Origin of the sequence: Pseudoduganella sp. RAF53_2 (assembly GCF_052113985.1) — a bacterium.
In the GTDB taxonomy this organism is placed as follows: Bacteria; Pseudomonadota; Gammaproteobacteria; order Burkholderiales; family Burkholderiaceae_D; genus Rugamonas.
This window is the reverse complement of sequence record NZ_JBFRDW010000043.1, coordinates 1-16,613: the sequence shown is the minus strand read 5'-3', so window position 1 is coordinate 16,613 and position 16,613 is coordinate 1. Positions and strand designations below refer to the sequence as shown.

At 62.7% G+C, this 16,613-nt stretch carries 17 protein-coding genes; 15 read left to right on the top strand and 2 right to left on the bottom strand.

Translation table 11 applies throughout. The features are described from left to right. Both dnaJ and AB4Z11_RS04615 read left to right on the top strand, forming a co-directional pair. Positions 1 to 1,065: molecular chaperone DnaJ (gene dnaJ, locus AB4Z11_RS04620; protein ID WP_442023034.1), on the top strand; the 1,065-nt coding region annotated here is incomplete at its 5' end. Positions 1,066 to 1,070: 5 nt separating this feature from the next. Continuing rightward, the gene (locus AB4Z11_RS04615; protein WP_442023033.1) at positions 1,071 to 1,739 is read left to right on the top strand and encodes a carbonic anhydrase; all 669 of its coding nucleotides are present in this window, start codon (positions 1,071 to 1,073) and stop codon (positions 1,737 to 1,739) included. Here AB4Z11_RS04615 and AB4Z11_RS04610 read toward each other — a convergent pair. Then, a complete protein-coding gene (locus AB4Z11_RS04610) occupies positions 1,718 to 2,647 on the bottom strand; it encodes an alpha/beta fold hydrolase (protein WP_442023032.1) in 930 nt (309 codons plus the stop codon). The genes AB4Z11_RS04615 and AB4Z11_RS04610 overlap by 22 nt on opposite strands. Positions 2,648 to 2,670: 23 nt before the next feature. Continuing rightward, positions 2,671 to 3,303 (bottom strand): TetR/AcrR family transcriptional regulator, encoded by a 633-nt coding sequence (locus tag AB4Z11_RS04605; protein WP_442023031.1) that lies wholly within the window; start codon positions 3,301 to 3,303, stop codon positions 2,671 to 2,673. Positions 3,304 to 3,385: 82 nt separating this feature from the next. Between AB4Z11_RS04605 and AB4Z11_RS04600 the strand changes: the two genes are divergently transcribed. The 13 genes from AB4Z11_RS04600 to AB4Z11_RS04540 all read left to right on the top strand — a co-directional run. Further along, positions 3,386 to 4,834, top strand: coding sequence for a flavin-containing monooxygenase (locus tag AB4Z11_RS04600; protein ID WP_442023030.1), 1,449 nt, complete (start codon positions 3,386 to 3,388; stop codon positions 4,832 to 4,834). 4 nt (positions 4,835 to 4,838) lie between these two features. After that, on the top strand, positions 4,839 to 6,428 hold the full coding sequence (locus tag AB4Z11_RS04595) for a GMC family oxidoreductase (RefSeq protein WP_442023029.1): 1,590 nt from the start codon (positions 4,839 to 4,841) through the stop codon (positions 6,426 to 6,428). Positions 6,429 to 6,478: 50 nt separating this feature from the next. Continuing rightward, positions 6,479 to 7,705 carry a putative DNA modification/repair radical SAM protein gene (locus AB4Z11_RS04590; protein WP_442023028.1) on the top strand — a complete coding sequence of 409 codons (1,227 nt, stop codon included), beginning with the start codon at positions 6,479 to 6,481 and terminating at the stop codon, positions 7,703 to 7,705. Further along, complete coding sequence (locus AB4Z11_RS04585; protein ID WP_442023027.1) at positions 7,702 to 9,126, top strand: UdgX family uracil-DNA binding protein; 1,425 nt, start codon at positions 7,702 to 7,704, stop codon at positions 9,124 to 9,126. Before AB4Z11_RS04590 ends, AB4Z11_RS04585 begins: the two co-directional genes overlap by 4 nt. Before the next feature lie 56 nt (positions 9,127 to 9,182). Then, complete coding sequence (locus tag AB4Z11_RS04580) at positions 9,183 to 9,878, top strand: hypothetical protein (RefSeq protein ID WP_442023026.1); 696 nt, start codon at positions 9,183 to 9,185, stop codon at positions 9,876 to 9,878. 88 nt (positions 9,879 to 9,966) lie between these two features. Then, entirely contained in the window at positions 9,967 to 10,854 is an 888-nt protein-coding gene (locus AB4Z11_RS04575) for a TauD/TfdA dioxygenase family protein (RefSeq protein ID WP_442023025.1), read from the top strand. A gap of 9 nt (positions 10,855 to 10,863) precedes the next feature. Continuing rightward, on the top strand, positions 10,864 to 11,862 hold the full coding sequence (locus AB4Z11_RS04570; RefSeq protein WP_442023024.1) for an ABC transporter substrate-binding protein: 999 nt from the start codon (positions 10,864 to 10,866) through the stop codon (positions 11,860 to 11,862). Between the two features lies 1 nt (position 11,863). After that, on the top strand, positions 11,864 to 12,691 hold the full coding sequence (locus AB4Z11_RS04565) for an ABC transporter ATP-binding protein (RefSeq protein WP_442023023.1): 828 nt from the start codon (positions 11,864 to 11,866) through the stop codon (positions 12,689 to 12,691). Continuing rightward, a complete protein-coding gene (locus AB4Z11_RS04560; protein ID WP_442023022.1) occupies positions 12,688 to 13,641 on the top strand; it encodes an ABC transporter permease in 954 nt (317 codons plus the stop codon). The genes AB4Z11_RS04565 and AB4Z11_RS04560 overlap by 4 nt, the downstream gene beginning before the upstream one ends. A gap of 27 nt (positions 13,642 to 13,668) precedes the next feature. Beyond that, entirely contained in the window at positions 13,669 to 14,268 is a 600-nt protein-coding gene (locus tag AB4Z11_RS04555; RefSeq protein WP_442023021.1) for an ANTAR domain-containing response regulator, read from the top strand. A gap of 37 nt (positions 14,269 to 14,305) precedes the next feature. Further along, positions 14,306 to 15,436 (top strand): CmpA/NrtA family ABC transporter substrate-binding protein, encoded by a 1,131-nt coding sequence (locus tag AB4Z11_RS04550; protein WP_442023020.1) that lies wholly within the window; start codon positions 14,306 to 14,308, stop codon positions 15,434 to 15,436. Between the two features lie 15 nt (positions 15,437 to 15,451). Then, complete coding sequence (locus tag AB4Z11_RS04545; RefSeq protein ID WP_442023019.1) at positions 15,452 to 16,099, top strand: methyl-accepting chemotaxis protein; 648 nt, start codon at positions 15,452 to 15,454, stop codon at positions 16,097 to 16,099. A gap of 251 nt (positions 16,100 to 16,350) precedes the next feature. Then, positions 16,351 to 16,613: MFS transporter (locus AB4Z11_RS04540; protein WP_442023018.1), on the top strand; the 263-nt coding region annotated here is incomplete at its 3' end.

The window sequence follows — 16,613 nt, the reverse complement described above, 5'->3', positions numbered from 1 at the left end:
GACGATATCAAGAAAGCGTATCGTAAGCTGGCGATGAAGTATCACCCGGACCGCAACCCGGACAACAAAGAGGCGGAAGAGAAGTTCAAGGAAGTCAAAGAAGCCTACGAAATGCTGACCAATCCGGAGAAGCGCGAGGCTTACGACCGTTATGGCCACGCCGGCGTTGATCCGAACATGGGCGCTGGCGCCGGTGGTTTCGGCGGCTTCGGCGATGCTTTCGGCGACATCTTCGGCGATATCTTCGGTGGCGGCGGCCGCCGCAGCGCCGGCCCGCAGGTGTACCGCGGCGCCGACCTGCGCTACAACCTGGAGATCACGCTGGAACAGGCAGCGCACGGCTTCGATACCACGATCCGTGTTCCGGCCTGGGACAAGTGCGACACCTGCCACGGTTCCGGCGCCAAGCCCGGCACCTCGCCGACCACCTGCTCGACTTGCGGCGGCCATGGCCAGGTCCGTATGCAGCAGGGCTTCTTCAGCATTCAGCAGACTTGCCCGAAATGCCACGGCACCGGCAAGATCATTCCTGAACCATGCCCTTCGTGCTCCGGCGCGGGCCGCATCAAGCGTAACAAGACGCTGGAAGTGAAGATCCCGGTCGGCATCGACAATGGCATGCGCATCCGCTCGACCGGCAACGGCGAGCCTGGCACCAATGGCGGCCCACCGGGCGACCTGTATGTGGAAATCCACATCAAGCCGCACCCGGTATTCCAGCGCGAAGGCGACGATCTGCACTGCGAAATGCCGATCAGCTTTGCGAAAGCGGCGCTGGGCGGCGAGATCGAAGTGCCGACGCTGGATGGCAAGGTGTCCTTCACCGTGCCGGAAGGTACCCAGTCCGGCAAGACCTTCCGCCTGAAAGGCAAAGGCATCAAGGGCGTGCGCTCCGGTTATCCGGGCGACCTGTTCTGCCACGTGGCAGTGGAAACGCCCGTGAAGCTGAACGACCGCCAGAAAGAACTGCTGCGTGAATTCGACCGCTCCACCACGGAAGGTGGCGCGAAGCACAGCCCGCAAACCAAGTCCTTCATGGACAAGGTCAAAGACTTCTTCGAGTGAGCACAATGAGCGAAAACCAGGACGTCCTCCAGAATCTGCTGGAGAGTAACCGCAAGTGGGCGGCCGACAAGGTCGCCAAAGACCCTGACTACTTCCACAACCTGTCGACGGTGGCGCCGGAATATCTGTGGATCGGCTGCTCCGATTCGCGCGTACCGGCGAACGAACTGCTGGGCATCCCGCCGGGCAAGGTGTTCGTGCATCGTAATATCGCCAACGTGGTGGTGCACTCGGACCTGAATTCGCTGTCCGTTCTGCAGTTCGCGATTGAAGTGCTGAAGGTAAAGCACGTGATCATCGTGGGCCACTACGGCTGCAAGGGCGTGCACACGGCGCTGACCGGCGGCCGCGTGGGTCTGGTGGACAACTGGCTGCGCCACGTGCAGGACGTCGCACAGAAGCACGACCGTTACCTGGGCGAAGCGCTGGGCGATATCGGCAAGCGCAGCGAGCGCCTGTGCGAACTGAACGTGATGGAGCAGGTGGTCAACGTCTGCCAGACCACCATCGTGCAGGATGCGTGGGACCGCGGCCAGGAACTGACTGTGCACGGTTTCGTGTACGGCCTGCGCGACGGCCTGCTGAACGATCTGAAGATGTCGATCGCATCGCCTGCAGACCTGGCGCCCCGCCTCGACGCTTGCCTGAAGTCTTACGCCACTTCGGCTGCCTGATGTTCTCTTAGCCGCTGCTGGAAGGCCAGGAAATCCCTGGCCGTCCGGCGCGGTGCCTCCAGCATCGGCAAATGGCCGATGCCCTCCATCAGAATCACCTCGCTGCCCGGCAGCAGTGCCTGCATAGCACTTGCCGCGCCAGGGTTCAGCACACGGTCTTCCTTGCCCCATACGATCAGGGCTGGCGTATCGATGTGCTGGTATTGATCTTCCAGTCTGGGCGAATCCACCACCTCGCGCATGATTTGCACGTGCAGCGGATAGTCATGCACCGCGCGCCGCGCCAGCTGGTGTTCCAGGCACCAGGGGAACCAGGGACGCTTGTGCATGCAGGTGTCGAGCAGCGCGCGCATCGCGCCGGGCTCGCGCACCAGCAAGGGCATGTCGCCCGTCTGCATATAGTGCGTGAAAGCGGGGACTGCAAACGCCGCAGCCGTACCAGCGGGGTCCAGCAGCCAAAGGCTCCGCACCTGGGCCGGATAGCGCGCCGCATATTCGCAGGTGATAAAACCCCCCATCGAATTGCCGCCCAGATGGAAGCGCTGTACCCCCAGTTCGTTGAGGAAGGCGCGCAGGTTCTCCACCTGCTGCGCGATATCGTGCTTTGCCGCGGCATCGCGCCGCGCTGCGCCGAAGCCCGGCAAGTCGGGAATGATGACGCGGTAGTGCGGCACCAGCATGGCGGCGATGCGAGTGAAGTTATCCTTGTCGCCCGCGAAGCCGTGCACCAGCACCAGCGTTTCCGGGCCGTTGCCGCCTTCCAGATAGGGCAGTGATCCATGCTTCGTCGCCAGGCCTGAGCGTCTGCGCTCCAGTCCCACGGCAGTGTGCGCGGCGCGCGCCGGCATCAAGCGGTTGAACAGCACGAGGCCAAGAAAGGCCGTACCTACAGCGTAAAGCAGGATCATGCCGTCTCCTTATCACTGTTTTCTTATTTTTCCCAAAGTCCGATCATGCCGAGGAACAGGGCGTGCGAATTGCGCACCAGTTCTTCTTCCGGCAGCTTGAAACCGCTGTGCGCCCAGATCTTGCCGAGCTGGTAGACGGCGCCCATCATGCCGCTGGCCAGCAGCGTCGCGTTGAGGCCTTTGCCCGGCGAGGCAGGCAGCTCCTTGCAGATCACGTTAAGGATCATTTGCGACGATTCCTCCAGCACCTCGCGCACTACCGCATTCATTGCATCACTCACGCCTTCCAGTTCGAACAGCAGCAGCCGTGCGCGGTCTGGATTGACGTGCAGCTGGCGGAAATAGGTGCTGACGGCCGCCAGATTGCGCGCTTCCGGCGTGGGCTGCGCGGCCAGCGCGGCGGCCAGCACGTCCTGCAGCAGCTGCTCGCGCGCGTGCAGGTAAGCCGCATGCAGCAGTTCTTCTTTCACGCCGAAGGACTCGTAGAACGAGCGCTCCGTCAGTCCCGCGTTCACGCAGAGCGCCTTGATGCTGGTGTTGGCAAATCCCTGGCTGCCGAACAGCTGGACCGCCGAGTCGACCAGCTTTTCGCGGCGTTGGGCGATGCGGTCTTCCTTCTGCACGCCGCGGTAGGGACGGCTCTTCAAATCTGACATGATACGTTGTTGACAATGACTAATGTCGAAAATATAGTCGAAAAAAAGCGGCATTGCCACAAAAAACAGACGGGAGACGGCAGTGAATTACGACGTGGTCATCATCGGCAGTGGCTTCGGTGGGCTATGCAGCGCCATCAAGCTGCGCGAGGCGGGCATCGATAACATCGTCATTCTTGAGAAGGATGAGGCGTTCGGCGGAACGTGGCGTGTGAACCACTATCCCGGCGCTGCCTGCGACGTGCCGAGCCATCTGTATTCCTTCTCGTTCGCGCAGAACGCGGGCTGGAGCCGCCTGTTTCCGCGCCAGGACGAACTGCTTGCCTACACCGAGCGCATCGTGCGCGATTACGAGCTGGCGCCGCTGATCCGCCTGGGCACCACGCTGAAGTCCGCGTACTTCGATGAAGCGGACGGCTGCTGGCACATCGAGACGAATAAGGGCAGCATGACCGCGCGCGCCATCGTCTCCGCTTTCGGTGCGCTGAGCCGGCCCAGCATTCCGCACATCAAGGGGATCGAAGAGTTTCGCGGCGAATCCTTCCATTCGGCGGTGTGGAAGCACGACGTGGATCTGCGCGGAAAACGCGTGGCGGTCATCGGCAACGGCGCCAGCGCGGTGCAGTTCATTCCCGAAATCGTACCCAAGGTCGCGTCGCTCGATCACTACCAGCGTACCGCGCACTGGGTGCTGCCGCGTCCGGACCGTCCTGTGCGCGGCGTCGAGAAATGGCTGCTCGAACATGCGAAGCCGCTGCAGAATCTCTACCGCGCCAAGCACTACTCCTTCTACGAATCGCGCGCGCTGATCTTCGTGTTCGCGCCGTGGTTCGCACGCCTTGTGCAGTGGGAGGCGAAGCGCTTTCTGAAAAAACAGGTGGCCGATCCGGCGCTGCGCGCCAAGCTCACACCGGGCTATGTGCTGGGCTGCAAGCGCGTTCTGTTGGCCAGCAACTACTATCCTGCGCTAACGCAGCCACACGTGTCGGTGCAGACGGACGGCATCAGCGAAATCCGCGCGCACAGCATTGTGACCAGCCGCGGCGAGGAGCGCCCGGTCGATGTGCTGATTTTCGCCACCGGCTTCGATGTCGCGCACGGCATGGCGCAAGCCGACATTCGCGGCCGCAACGGACGCGAACTTGGCCGGGCGCTGGCCGAGGATGGCGCTTACAAAGGCTGCACGGTCGCGGGCTTTCCGAACTTCTTCATGATCACTGGTCCCAACACCGGCCTTGGCCACAACTCCATGATCTACATGATCGAATCCGGTGCGCGCTACGCCGTGGACGCAGTGCGCCACTTGCTGCGCAAGGGTGTGCATTCGATCGAAGTGCATGACAGGGCGCAGCGCGCTTACAACGATGCGCTGCAGCGCAGATTGCGCAGCACGGTGTGGAACACCGGGTGCAAGAGCTGGTATCTCGATGCGCAGGGCCGCAACTTCGTGCTGTGGCCCGGCTTCACCTTCCACTACCGGCGCATTAAMAAACGCTTTGATAGCAACAACTACAACATCCAGGGGAGATAACTTTATGCAGGAATTCGATTACCTGATCGTGGGTGGCGGATCGGCGGGCAGCGTGCTCGCAGGCCGCCTGTCGGAAGACCGCAATGTCAGCGTGGGACTGCTGGAAGCAGGCGGGAAGGGCGACAGCTGGGTAGTCAACGCGCCCATCGGCGGCGCTGTCATGATGCGCTACAAGGTGAACAACTACGGCTTCGAAACGGCGCCGCAAGCGGCCCTGAACGGACGCCGTGGCTATCAGCCGCGCGGCAAGGCACTGGGCGGCTCGTCGGCCATTAACGCCATGGTCTATATCCGTGGCCATCGCATCGACTACGATCACTGGGCCGCGCTGGGTAATGAGGGCTGGGGCTATGAGGACATGCTGCACTACTTCAGGCGCTCCGAGAACAATGCCACGCTGGATGGCGAATACCACGGCCGCAGCGGCCCGCTCCATGTCAGCGAACTGCAAACCGATAATCCTTTCCACGGCCTTTACTTACAGGCCGCACAGCAGGCCGGCTATCCGCTGAATAAGGACTTCAACGGCCCTGAACAGGAAGGTATCGGCATCTATCAGGTCACGCAGAAGAACGGCGAACGCTGGAGCGCCGCGCGCGCCTACCTGCTGCCGCACATGGGGGTGCGTGCCAACCTCACCGTGGAAACCGGCGTGACCGTGCGGCGTGTGCTGTTCGAGGGGCGCCGGGCGGTTGGCGTGGAATGCGTCCAGGATGGCCAGGTTCGCGCCATCCGCGCACGGCACGAAGTGATCCTGAGCGCTGGCGCCTTCCAGTCGCCGCAGCTGCTGATGCTATCCGGCGTCGGCCCGGCGGACGAGTTGCGCAGGCATGGCATCGGCGTGCGTCATGACCTGGCTGGCGTGGGACGCAATCTTCAGGACCATCCCGACTTCATCTTCAACTACTACGCCCGTGACCTGGATTTGCTCGGCTTCTCGATTCCAGGGCTGGCGCGCGGCGGCGCCAATCTGCTGAAATACGCGCGCACGCGGCGCGGCATGTTTGGCACCAATTTCGCTGAAGGCGGCGGCTTTCTGCGCAGTGACGCATCGCTACCGGCGCCCGATCTGCAATTGCACTTCTGCGTCGCCGTGGTGGACGATCACGGGCGCCATTTGCACGCGCGGCATGGCTACTCCTGCCACGTGTGCGTGCTGCGTCCGACCAGCCGCGGCACCGTTACGTTGCACAGTGCCGATCCCGCGCAGCATCCGGACATCGATCCGAATTTCCTCGGCACGGAAGAAGATATGGCCACCATGGTCAAAGGCTTCCGCATGACGCGCAGGCTGATGGATGCCCCCGCGCTGGCTGGGGTTCGTCACCGCGACATCTACACCGATGGCGTGGAAACGGAAGAGCAGATCCGCGAAGTCCTGCGCCAGCGCGTGGACACGGTCTATCACCCCGTCGGCACCTGCAAGATGGGCAAGGATCAAATGGCCGTGGTGGATAATCGCCTGCGCGTGCACGGGCTCGAAGGCTTGCGCGTGGTCGATGCCTCCATCATGCCCACCCTCATCGGAGGCAACACCAATGCGCCCACTATTGCCATTGCCGAAAAAGCCGTCGACATGATTCGCGCTGTCTGAGCGCTCCGAATCGCGATATACTGTACGCATATACAGTATATCGCGATATCATGGAAACAATAGAAAAACTGGAGATCCTGGCCGACGCCGCCAAGTACGATGCGTCCTGCGCCAGCAACGGTGCGCCGAAGCGTTCTTCAGTGGGCAAGCAGGGAATTGGCGCCACCAACGGCATGGGCATTTGCCACAGCTACACGCCCGACGGCCGCTGCGTCTCGCTGCTGAAAATCCTGCTCACCAATTTCTGCCAGTACGACTGCCAGTATTGCGTCAACCGCCGCAGCTCCAACGTGCCGCGTGCGCGCTTCAGTGTCGATGAAGTGGTAAAACTGACAGTCGATTTTTACCTGCGCAATTACATCGATGGGCTGTTTCTCAGCTCCGGCATCATCCGCTCCGCCGATTACACGATGGAGCAGCTGGTGGCCGTTGCGCGCACGCTGCGCGAAACGCATCAGTTCCGCGGCTATATCCACCTCAAAACCATCCCCGACGCCGATCCTGCGCTGATCGAAGCGGCGGGGCGCTATGCCGACCGGCTCAGCGTGAACATCGAATTGCCGACGCAGGACAGCGTGCAGGCGCTGGCGCCGGAAAAAAGCGTCCACACCATCAAGCTGGCGATGGGCGCAATCCGCCTGAAGCTCGATGAAGCCGAGGAACCCAAAGCGCCCGCCTTTGCGCCGGCCGGGCAAAGTACGCAAATGATCGTGGGCGCCGATGCGAGCGACGACAAGCGCATTCTCGGTACGGCTGAAACGCTGTACAGCAGTTATAAGCTGAAGCGCGTGTACTACTCGGCCTTCAGCCCGATTCCCGACAGTCCGAAAACCGTGCCGCTGGCGCCACCTCCGCTGCTGCGTGAGCACCGGCTCTACCAGGCGGACTTCCTGTTGCGCGGCTATGGCTTCCAGGTACGTGAGCTGTTGCCGCAGGACGGCAGCCTGGCGCTGGACATCGACCCCAAGCTGGCGTGGGCGCTGGCCAACCGTGAGCATTTTCCGCTTGATCTGAACCGGGCGGATTTATCGATGATCATGCGCGTGCCCGGCATCGGCTTGCGTAGCGCCCAGCGCATTGTCGAGCTGCGGCGCTTGCGGCGCGTGCGCTATGAAGACCTGTCGCGTCTTCGCTGCAGCATGAAGAAGGTCGCGCCCTTTATCGTTGCCGCCGACTACAAGCCCGCAGGCGATAGCGCCACATCCGAAGCGCTGCGCCGCGCCATGGCCGATACGCAGCAGCAAATGAATCTGTGGCCGGAGCTGGCTGCCGCATGATTGCCGTCCGGGCTCACGACTTCGCCAGTTTCCGCTCCGCCGCGCGAGAGCTGATCGTGCGCCGCGTTGCACCCGAATCCGTACAATGGCTTGGGCGCGACGGCGAAGGCGATCTGTTTGGCGCAGCCGCGTCCACACTCGGAGCATCCGCTGCGCAGCAAGGCTGCCTGCGCGTTTCTCGCGAGCTGATGGACCTGCTGGCAAGCGCCGCATGCTTCAATGCGGCGGACCGCTGGGCCTTTCTGTATCGCGTACTGTGGCGCTGGAACCTGGGCCAACGTGAGGTGATGTCGATGGCAGATGAAAACGGCAACCGCTTGCACAGCATGGCCAAGGCTGTGCGGCACGAAGAGCACGATATGCACGCCTATCTGCGCTTTCGCGAACGCAGGCCGAGCGAAGGTACGCCGCGCTTCGTCGCCTGGTTCGAGCCTGAGCATGATGTGCTGCCGCAAGTGGCCGAACACTTCGCACGCCGCATGGGCAATACCAGCTGGCTGATTGCCACGCCCGATGCCACCGTCATGTGGGACGGCGCGCAGCTGCACAGCACTGGTCCGTTGCTGCACGGTCCTGAAGAAATTGAAGACGAGAGCGAAGCGATGTGGCTCACTTACTATCGCAGCATCTTCAATCCGGCGCGCCTCAATGCCGACATCATGCACAGCCATGTGCGCTCACGTTTCTGGAAGAATATGCCCGAAGCGGCGGTGGTGCCGCACCTGATTACGCAAGCTGCGGCCGGCGCACGCAAGGTTGGCCAGCTGGAGGCAGTCACGCGCCGCAAAGGCAGCACAATTCCCATCACGCCGGAAGACGCACAGCCGGACCGCCGGCAACCCAGCACGCTGGACGAGTGCCGCCGCTGCGACCTGTGGCAGAACGCCACGCAAGCCGTTGGCGGGCAGGGCGCGCGCCACGCACGCATCATGCTGGTCGGCGAACAGCCCGGGGATCAGGAGGATCTGGCGGGCAAGCCTTTCGTCGGCCCCGCTGGCGAGCTGCTTGATCGCGCGATGGATGCCGCCGAAATGGACCGCCGCAAAGTCTACGTCACCAATGCCGTCAAACACTTCAAGTGGGAGCCGCGCGGCAAGCGGCGCATGCACAAGACACCGGGGCAGAAAGAAGTAATGGCCTGTCACTACTGGCTGGAAGCGGAACTGGATTCTGTGGGGCCGGACGTTATCGTCACCTTGGGTGCCACGGCCCTGAAGTCGGTCCTGCAAAGCGGCGCCGTCAGCCTGAAGGATTACATGGAAGAACCCGTGCAGCGCGATGGCCGCTGGATCGTCGCCACCTACCATCCTGCCTTCGCCTTGCGAGTGCCGGATCGCGAGGAGCGCCAGCGCGCCTTCGAAGTCATCACCGAGGCACTGCGCACCGCCAAGCGGCTTTCGGAAGGCGAATCGCCCGCGTAATACAATGGCGCTGTCGCCACTCCCGCGGGCCGCAGATGCGAACGATATTTTCCACCATGCTGCTGACGTGTGTCCTGTGTCCCATCGCCCACGCCTATCGTCCCTTCGATGGCGGTGATGCAGCCGTTGCTGGCGCTGGCGTGCTGGAAATCGACACTGCCCTGAACCGCCATCACAGGCATGGCGTGCACACCCAATCGCTGCCGGCGCTGACTTTCACCTACGGCCCCGATGACGACACCGAAGTCTCTTTCGGTGGCCGCTTCGCCCACCATGCCCACGCGCCGCAGGAAGAACATCATGTCACAGTGGACGATATCGTGCTGTCCTTCAAACACCTGCTCCGCCGTGGCAGCCTGCAGGATGAACAAGGCGCCAGCGTTGCGCTGGAATGCGGTCTGCTCGCTCCTGCCCTGCGCGGGGAGGATGGCGCCGGTGCTGGCTGCTCCGGCATCGTCTCGCACCGCGTGGCAGCCGGCACCGGCCACCTGACCCTCACCGCCACCCGCAACCGTGCCGGTCAGCTTTCACGTTACGCAGGCGTGGTGCTGGAAGGACCGGACAGCTGGCGCGTGCGGCCGGCACTGGAGGCGGGCATCGAGCGCACCGGCGGCGTCAACACGCGCAGTGTGCTGGCCGGCTTGCTGTGGCAATTGCGGAACGGCCCCGCCCTCGGCATGGCCCTGCGCCACGCCAACGACGGCGCCAGCATCCTCGAACTGCGCTTCGGCGCGAAGTGGTCCTTGCACTAAATTCGCATATCCATAGTAAAAAGCATTCGTTTTAATGCACGGCGTTGCGGCCTAGACTGGGTTTCCGATCAGCTCAATACCGCACACCATGTCAGCCGTCCTCTCCGAACTGCCTGTGGCGCGCCAGCGCTTTGATGTCCGCATCTTCGACGCGCCGCTGGGCGCAGAAGTCGTCGGGCTGGATTTGTCGCTTCCCGTCAGCGACGTGGATTTCGCCCGTATTCACGCTGCACATCTTGACCATCATGTGCTGGTATTCCGCCATCAGCGCATCACGCCGGGCCAGCAGATTGAGTTCAGCCGCCGCTTTGGGCCGCTGCAGATTCATGTGCTGCGCAATTTCGCCCTGGCCGCTCATCCGGAAGTGCTGGTCGTCTCGAACATCGTGGAGCATGGCAAGCCGGTCGGGCTGGGCGACGCCGGACATTTCTGGCACTCCGACCTTTCGTACAAAGAGCGCCCCAGCCTGGGCTCCATGCTGCACGCGCAGGAATTGCCGGAGGAGGGCGGCGATACGCTGTTCGCCAATATGCACCTGGCCTACGAAACCTTGCCTGCCGCGCTGCGCCACGCGATTCGCGGCGCACGTGCCGAACACAGTTACATCGCCAAATATGGAGAGCTGCAACAGCGCAGCCCATGGCGCCCCAATCTGACGCAGGCCCAGATCGACGAAGTGAAGCCCGTGATCCATCCAGTCGCCCGCGTGCATCCCGAAACGGGCCGTCGTGCGCTGTTCGTCAGCGAGCATTTCACGACACGCATCGTCGGCTTTCCCGAAGATGAAAGCAAGGCGTTGCTGGAGGAGTTGTTCGCCCATAGCGTGAAGCCTGAACATCTCTACCGCCATCAATGGCAGCCGCACGATCTGGTGTTCTGGGACAACCGCGCATTGATGCATCTCGCGACGACGGTGCCGGAAGGCCAGCGGCGCAAGATGTACCGCACCACCATCGAGGGCGATGTCCCGTTTTAAGGAGCTGTTATGAAGATTTCGTTTGCCGCCGCGCTGGCGGCATCGCTGGCACTGTATGGCGGTACCGCCTATGCAGAGGGCCGCATCCGCATCGCAGAACAATATGGCGTGACCTATCTGCTGCTGAACATCGCCCAGGATCAGAAACTGATCGAAAAGCACGGCAAGGAGCAAGGCGTAGACGTCAAAGTCGAGTGGACACAGCTCTCCGGTGGCGCTGCCGTGAATGACGCGCTGCTGTCCAACGTCGTCGATATCGCGGGTGCCGGCGTTGGACCGTTGCTGACGATCTGGGACCGCACCAAAGACCGCCAGAACGTACGCGGCGTGGCGGCGTTGGGCAGCTTCCCTTATTACCTCGTCACCAATAATCCTAGGGTAAAAACGCTGGCCGATTTCACGGACAAGGACCGCATCGGCCTGCCTGCCGTTACCGTCTCCGTGCAGGCGCGCATCCTGCAAATGGCCGTCGCCAAACAGTGGGGCGACAAGGACTTCGCCCGCCTCGACAAGATCACGCAAACCCTGCCACATCCGGATGCGGCAGCCGCCATCATCGCGGGCGGCACGGAAATCAGCGGCCACTTTGGCAGTCCGCCATTCCAGGAGCAGGAGCTGGCGCAGAATCCGAATGCACGCATCGTGCTGAGTTCCTATGAAGTGCAGGGCGGCCCGTCTTCTTCCACCGTGTTGTATGCGACCGAAAAATTCCGCAAAGAGAACCCCAAAACCTACCGCGCATTTACGGCGGCGCTGGCCGAAGCGGCCGACTATGCGGCGAAAAATCCGGAAGGCGCTGCGGACATTTACCTGCGCACCAACAAGAGCAAAGTCGATCGCGCCATTCTGGTGAAGATCTTCCGTAACCCGGAAGTGCAGTTCAAAATCTCGCCGCAGAACACACTGACACTTGCACAGTTCATGCATCGGGTTGGCGCCATCAAGAACAAACCGGAATCCTGGCGCGATTACTTCTTCGATGATCCGGCCATCGGCCAGGGAGGCTAGGATGACGCAAGCCCTGCATCTCGTTCGTTCCACACCGCTATTGCGCGCTGAAGACGTGACCCTCGAATACCGCGATGGCCAGCGCACGGTACGCGCCGCGCAGGACGTCTCGTTCGATGTGCACGAGGGCGACCGGTTTGTCCTGCTCGGTCCTTCCGGCTGCGGCAAATCTTCCCTGCTGCGCGCGGCCGGTGGCTTCCTCGCACCGGCAGCCGGCCGCTTCTCCATCGATGGAGCGCCCATCACCACACCGGGTCCCGATCGCATCGCCGTCTTCCAGGAATTCGACCAGCTGCCGCCGTGGAAGACCGTGCTGCAGAATGTGATGTTTCCGCTCCTGCGCGCCAAACGCCTGCCGCGCAAGGAAGCGCGGGAACTTGCCCTGCACTGGATCGCCCGCATCGGCCTGGAGAAATTCGCCGGCGCCTATCCGCACACGCTCTCTGGCGGCATGAAGCAGCGCGTAGCCATCGCCCGCGCGCTGGCGATGCGTGCGCGTGTGCTGCTGATGGACGAACCCTTTGCGGCATTGGATGCGCTTACGCGCCGCAATATGCAGGAAGAGCTGGGGCAGCTGTGGGAGGAAGAACGTTTCACGCTGCTGTTCGTGACGCACTCAATCGAAGAAGCGCTTATCGTCGGCAACCGCATCCTGCTGCTGTCGCCGCATCCCGGCCGCGTGCGCGCTGAACTGAACTCGCACCAGTTCGACCTGCACAGCGTAGGCAGTACGGAATTCCAGGCGGCCGTGCAGCGCATCCACGACCTGCTGTTCGATCAAACAACCGCGCCGCTGCAGGACCACGGCGCAGAAAGGATTGCCCTGTGAGCCGCGCCATCGACCCTTTGATCCGGCCCGAGTACATTCTGCCTGTCGCAGCCACCGGTCCCGACGCGCTGCCATCCGCCGCGTTCGCGACCTACGCCACGCTGGACGCGCCACCGGCCCGCCAGGCGGGCCACGCCGCCGCAGAGCGCCGCCTGCGCAATCCTCAACGCTGGCGCGACTGGCTCGCCCAGGCCGCCGTGCGCAAGGGGTTCCTGCTCGCCGCACTGGCTGTGATCTGGGAGCTGGCGGCGCGCTGGACCAACAACGACCTGCTGCTGCCCGGGTTCCTGCAAACGTCCAGCACCTTCGCGCAAGGCCTCGTCACCGGCGAGCTGCTGCAGCGCGTGGCCGCCTCGCTGAACGTCCTGGCACAAGGCTACGCCGCCGGCATTGCCGCCGCGCTGCTGCTCACGGCGCTGGCCGTGCTGACCCGCATCGGCCGCGATCTGCTCGAAACCTGCGTCGCCATGTTCAATCCCTTGCCCGCCATCGCGCTGCTGCCGCTGGCCATGCTGTGGTTTGGACTCGGCAAGGCCAGCCTGATTTTCGTGATCGTACATGCCGTGCTGTGGCCGCTCGCGCTGTCCACCTACGCCGGCTTCCGTTCCGTGCCCGAAACCCTGCGCATGGCGGGCCGCAATTACGGCCTCAAAGGACTGTTCTTCGTCTTCGACATCCTGGTCCCCGCCGCGCTGCCCGCCATCTTGTCCGGACTGAAAATCGGCTGGGCCTTCGCCTGGCGCACGCTGATTGCCGCGGAACTGGTGTTTGGCGCCGCATCGGGGCAGGGCGGTCTTGGCTGGTACATCTTTCAGAACCGGAATGAACTCTACACCGACAAAGTCTTCGCCGGCCTCGCCGCCGTCATCCTGATCGGCCTCGCGGTCGAGAATCTTGTCTTCTCCACCATCGAGCGTCACACGGTCCGCCGCTGGGGCATGCAAAAGTAGTTGGCGCGGTTCTTGCTCAGTTAGGGCATGAGCCGCAATTTACGCATAGTCCTGGTCCACCCGCCGCACGAAAATGATGCATCCGAGCGTGCGCACGCCCTGCACACGGGCATGGTGGAGGCGGGCTACGAGGTGATTGCCTCGCTGGCCGCCGACATCCATCTGCCCGAGCAGATCGCCCAGCTGCAGCCCGACATGATCATCGTCGACGCCGAATCCGACGCGCGCGACGTGCTCGAACACATCGTCATCGCCACCCGCGATGAGCGGCGTCCCATCGTCATGTTCACCGAAGACGACGATCCCTCCTCCATGGAGGCCGCCATGGCCGCCGGCGTCTGCTCCTATGTGGTGGCGGGCCTGCAACCGGAGCGCATCAAGCCGGTGCTGAAGGTGGCAATGATGCGCTTCAAGCGCGAGCAAAAGCTGCTGAACGAACTGGAAGACACCCGCCACAAACTGGCCGAGCGCAAAATCATCGACCGCGCCAAGGGCCTGCTGATGTCGAAGCACGGCATGAGCGAAGACCAGGCCTACCAGAAGCTGCGCACCATGGCGATGAACAAGAACCTGAAGCTGGCCGACATTGCCCAGCGCATCCTGGATGTGGAGGATTTGCTGGGTTGATGCACGTTTTTGGTGCAAAACCCGGCCGGAGTAAAGCATGCAGATCGAGAAAGAACGAGTCAGGATAGGTTTCAACCCGCTCACCGATTGCGCTTCGGTGGTGATGGCGTCTGTGCTGGGGCTGGACCGCAAGCACGGCATCCGCATCGAATTGAGCAAGGAAACCTCGTGGGCGGGCGTGCGCGACAAGCTGCTGACCGGCGAGCTGGATGCCGCCCACGCGCTGTATGGCCTCGTATATGGCACCCAGCTCGGCATCGGCGCTGCGCACCGCGATATGGCCATCCTGATGAATTTGAACCGAAACGGCCAGGCCATTACCCTGTCGCGCCGCCTGTTCGACCAGGGCGCGAAGGACGGCTCCTCGCTGGCGCAGCTGATGCGCAGCGAAGATCGCCGCTTTACGTTCGCACAAACTTTCCCGACGGGCACCCACGCCATGTGGCTGTATTACTGGCTTGCTGCGCACGGTATGCATCCGCTGAAGGATGCCCGCACCGTCACCGTGCCGCCGGCCCAGATGGCAACCAATCTGGCGGCAGGCCATATGGACGGCTACTGCGCCGGCGAGCCGTGGAACCACCGCGCCGTGATGGATGGCGTAGGCGTCACCATCGCGACCAGCCAGCAGATCTGGCCCGATCACCCGGAAAAAGTGCTGGCTGCCTCCGCCGACTTCGTGCGCGCCCACCCGAACACCAGCCGCGCTCTGATCGCGGCCGTGCTGGAAGCCAGCCGCTGGATCGACGCCAGCCCGGAAAACCGCATGGCGATGGCCGAGATCATTTCCGCGGTCCCTTATGTCAACACGGGCAAGGACGTGATCTGGCAGCGCATCCTGGGCCATTACGACGACGGCATGGGCAAGCATTGGGAGGACCCGCACAGCATGGCCTTCCACCAGAACGGCGACGCCAACTTCCCCTATCTTTCGGATGGCATGTGGTTCATGACTCAGCACCGCCGCTGGGGCTTGCTGAAGGGCGATCCCGACTATCACGCGATCGCGACACAGATTCACCAGACCGCCCTGTACAGAGAGGCGGCAGAAATCACGGAGACGCCCGTACCCGCCACAGCGCTGCGCCGTTCGGTGCTGATGGACGGGACCATTTGGGATGGCGAAGACCCGGCGCGCTATGCCGCGTCCTTCGCGATCCGCCAATAACTATGGGAGCCAACCATGACGGACGCACCGGCTACACCCTTATCGGGCGAAGTTTTCGGCGCATTGATTAATCTTTCCGGGCGCAGGCGCTTCACCTCGCAGCGTCTCGTGCTGTATGCCGTGCTGGCGGCACAAGGCCAGTTCCAGGCAGCGGAAACGGCGCGCGAGGCGCTTGCCCTGTTCCGCAACGCGCATACGGTGCTACTCAGCGGCAGCGATACCCTGCCCGGCATATTCTGCTCTGAGCTGGAGCAGGCCTATTACGGCAAGCTGGATGGCGCGTCCCAGATCGCGCGTYTTGTGGAACTGGCCGAACGCACGCTGGACGCGGCGGAGCGCGGCCGGAGCGAAGCGGCGGCGCTGCTGGCGGAGCTGGTCGAGATCACCACGCCGGTGCTGGCGGTGCTGAATCAGATCACGGCCATCTATGAAGAGCAGTCCAAGAAACACGCCGTCCAGATGAAAAAGCAGCTGCGCGGCGTGATTACGGACATCGAAACCATCGCGCGCCAGGCCAAGATGGTGTCCTTCAACGCCCGCGTGATCGCGGCGCGAGCGGGTCACGCAGGCCGCGAATTTGCGGTCGTGGCCGGGGTACTGTCCAACATCACCACGGAAATTGACGACATGGTGAAAACCGCGCTGAGTGCCGCCGTACGATAGTGCGCTGCACCATTTTCGGGCGCGATTGCACCGCAAACTATCATCCGGGACCTCAAAATCAGGGTCCTTCCCTCTGAGAGCAAGCTGGCACAGCTCTTGCAATAACGTAGGCATAGGGTCAATGGCGATCCTCCCATTTAAAACGCTGGCCTAACGGCGGGTCGGCAACAGGACAACGGCGTCCGCGCATCCAGGCTTGTGCAAGTCGAGGCTGCGCGGACGCTTTTTTGTTTTCTAGACGGGATCAAAAAATGGCCAGCAAAGCTACCAGCATCAAACTGTTCTCCATCAGCAGCCCGCAGATGCGTGCCTTCCACCTGACCTGGATGGCCTTCTTCGTGTGCTTCTTCGCATGGTTCGCCTGTGCTCCTCTGATGCCGGTCATCAAAGGTGAATTCGGCCTGACGCCGGCGCAAATCGCCAACATCAATATCGCTGCCGTTGCGATCACCATCGTCGTGCGCCTGATCATCGGTCCGATGTGCGACCGCTTCGGCCCGCGCAAGACCTACAC

What these genes read in the sequence shown, in the direction of transcription:
- AB4Z11_RS04615 (WP_442023033.1), top strand. Translation starts at nt 1,071, where the DNA reads ATGAGCGAAAACCAGGACGTCCTCCAGAATCTGCTGGAGAGTAACCGC.
- AB4Z11_RS04610 (WP_442023032.1), bottom strand. Translation starts at nt 2,647, where the DNA reads ATGATCCTGCTTTACGCTGTAGGTACGGCCTTTCTTGGCCTCGTGCTG.
- AB4Z11_RS04605 (WP_442023031.1), bottom strand. Translation starts at nt 3,303, where the DNA reads ATGTCAGATTTGAAGAGCCGTCCCTACCGCGGCGTGCAGAAGGAAGAC.
- AB4Z11_RS04595 (WP_442023029.1), top strand. Translation starts at nt 4,839, where the DNA reads ATGCAGGAATTCGATTACCTGATCGTGGGTGGCGGATCGGCGGGCAGC.
- AB4Z11_RS04590 (WP_442023028.1), top strand. Translation starts at nt 6,479, where the DNA reads ATGGAAACAATAGAAAAACTGGAGATCCTGGCCGACGCCGCCAAGTAC.
- AB4Z11_RS04585 (WP_442023027.1), top strand. Translation starts at nt 7,702, where the DNA reads ATGATTGCCGTCCGGGCTCACGACTTCGCCAGTTTCCGCTCCGCCGCG.
- AB4Z11_RS04580 (WP_442023026.1), top strand. Translation starts at nt 9,183, where the DNA reads ATGCTGCTGACGTGTGTCCTGTGTCCCATCGCCCACGCCTATCGTCCC.
- AB4Z11_RS04575 (WP_442023025.1), top strand. Translation starts at nt 9,967, where the DNA reads ATGTCAGCCGTCCTCTCCGAACTGCCTGTGGCGCGCCAGCGCTTTGAT.
- AB4Z11_RS04570 (WP_442023024.1), top strand. Translation starts at nt 10,864, where the DNA reads ATGAAGATTTCGTTTGCCGCCGCGCTGGCGGCATCGCTGGCACTGTAT.
- AB4Z11_RS04565 (WP_442023023.1), top strand. Translation starts at nt 11,864, where the DNA reads ATGACGCAAGCCCTGCATCTCGTTCGTTCCACACCGCTATTGCGCGCT.
- AB4Z11_RS04555 (WP_442023021.1), top strand. Translation starts at nt 13,669, where the DNA reads ATGAGCCGCAATTTACGCATAGTCCTGGTCCACCCGCCGCACGAAAAT.
- AB4Z11_RS04550 (WP_442023020.1), top strand. Translation starts at nt 14,306, where the DNA reads ATGCAGATCGAGAAAGAACGAGTCAGGATAGGTTTCAACCCGCTCACC.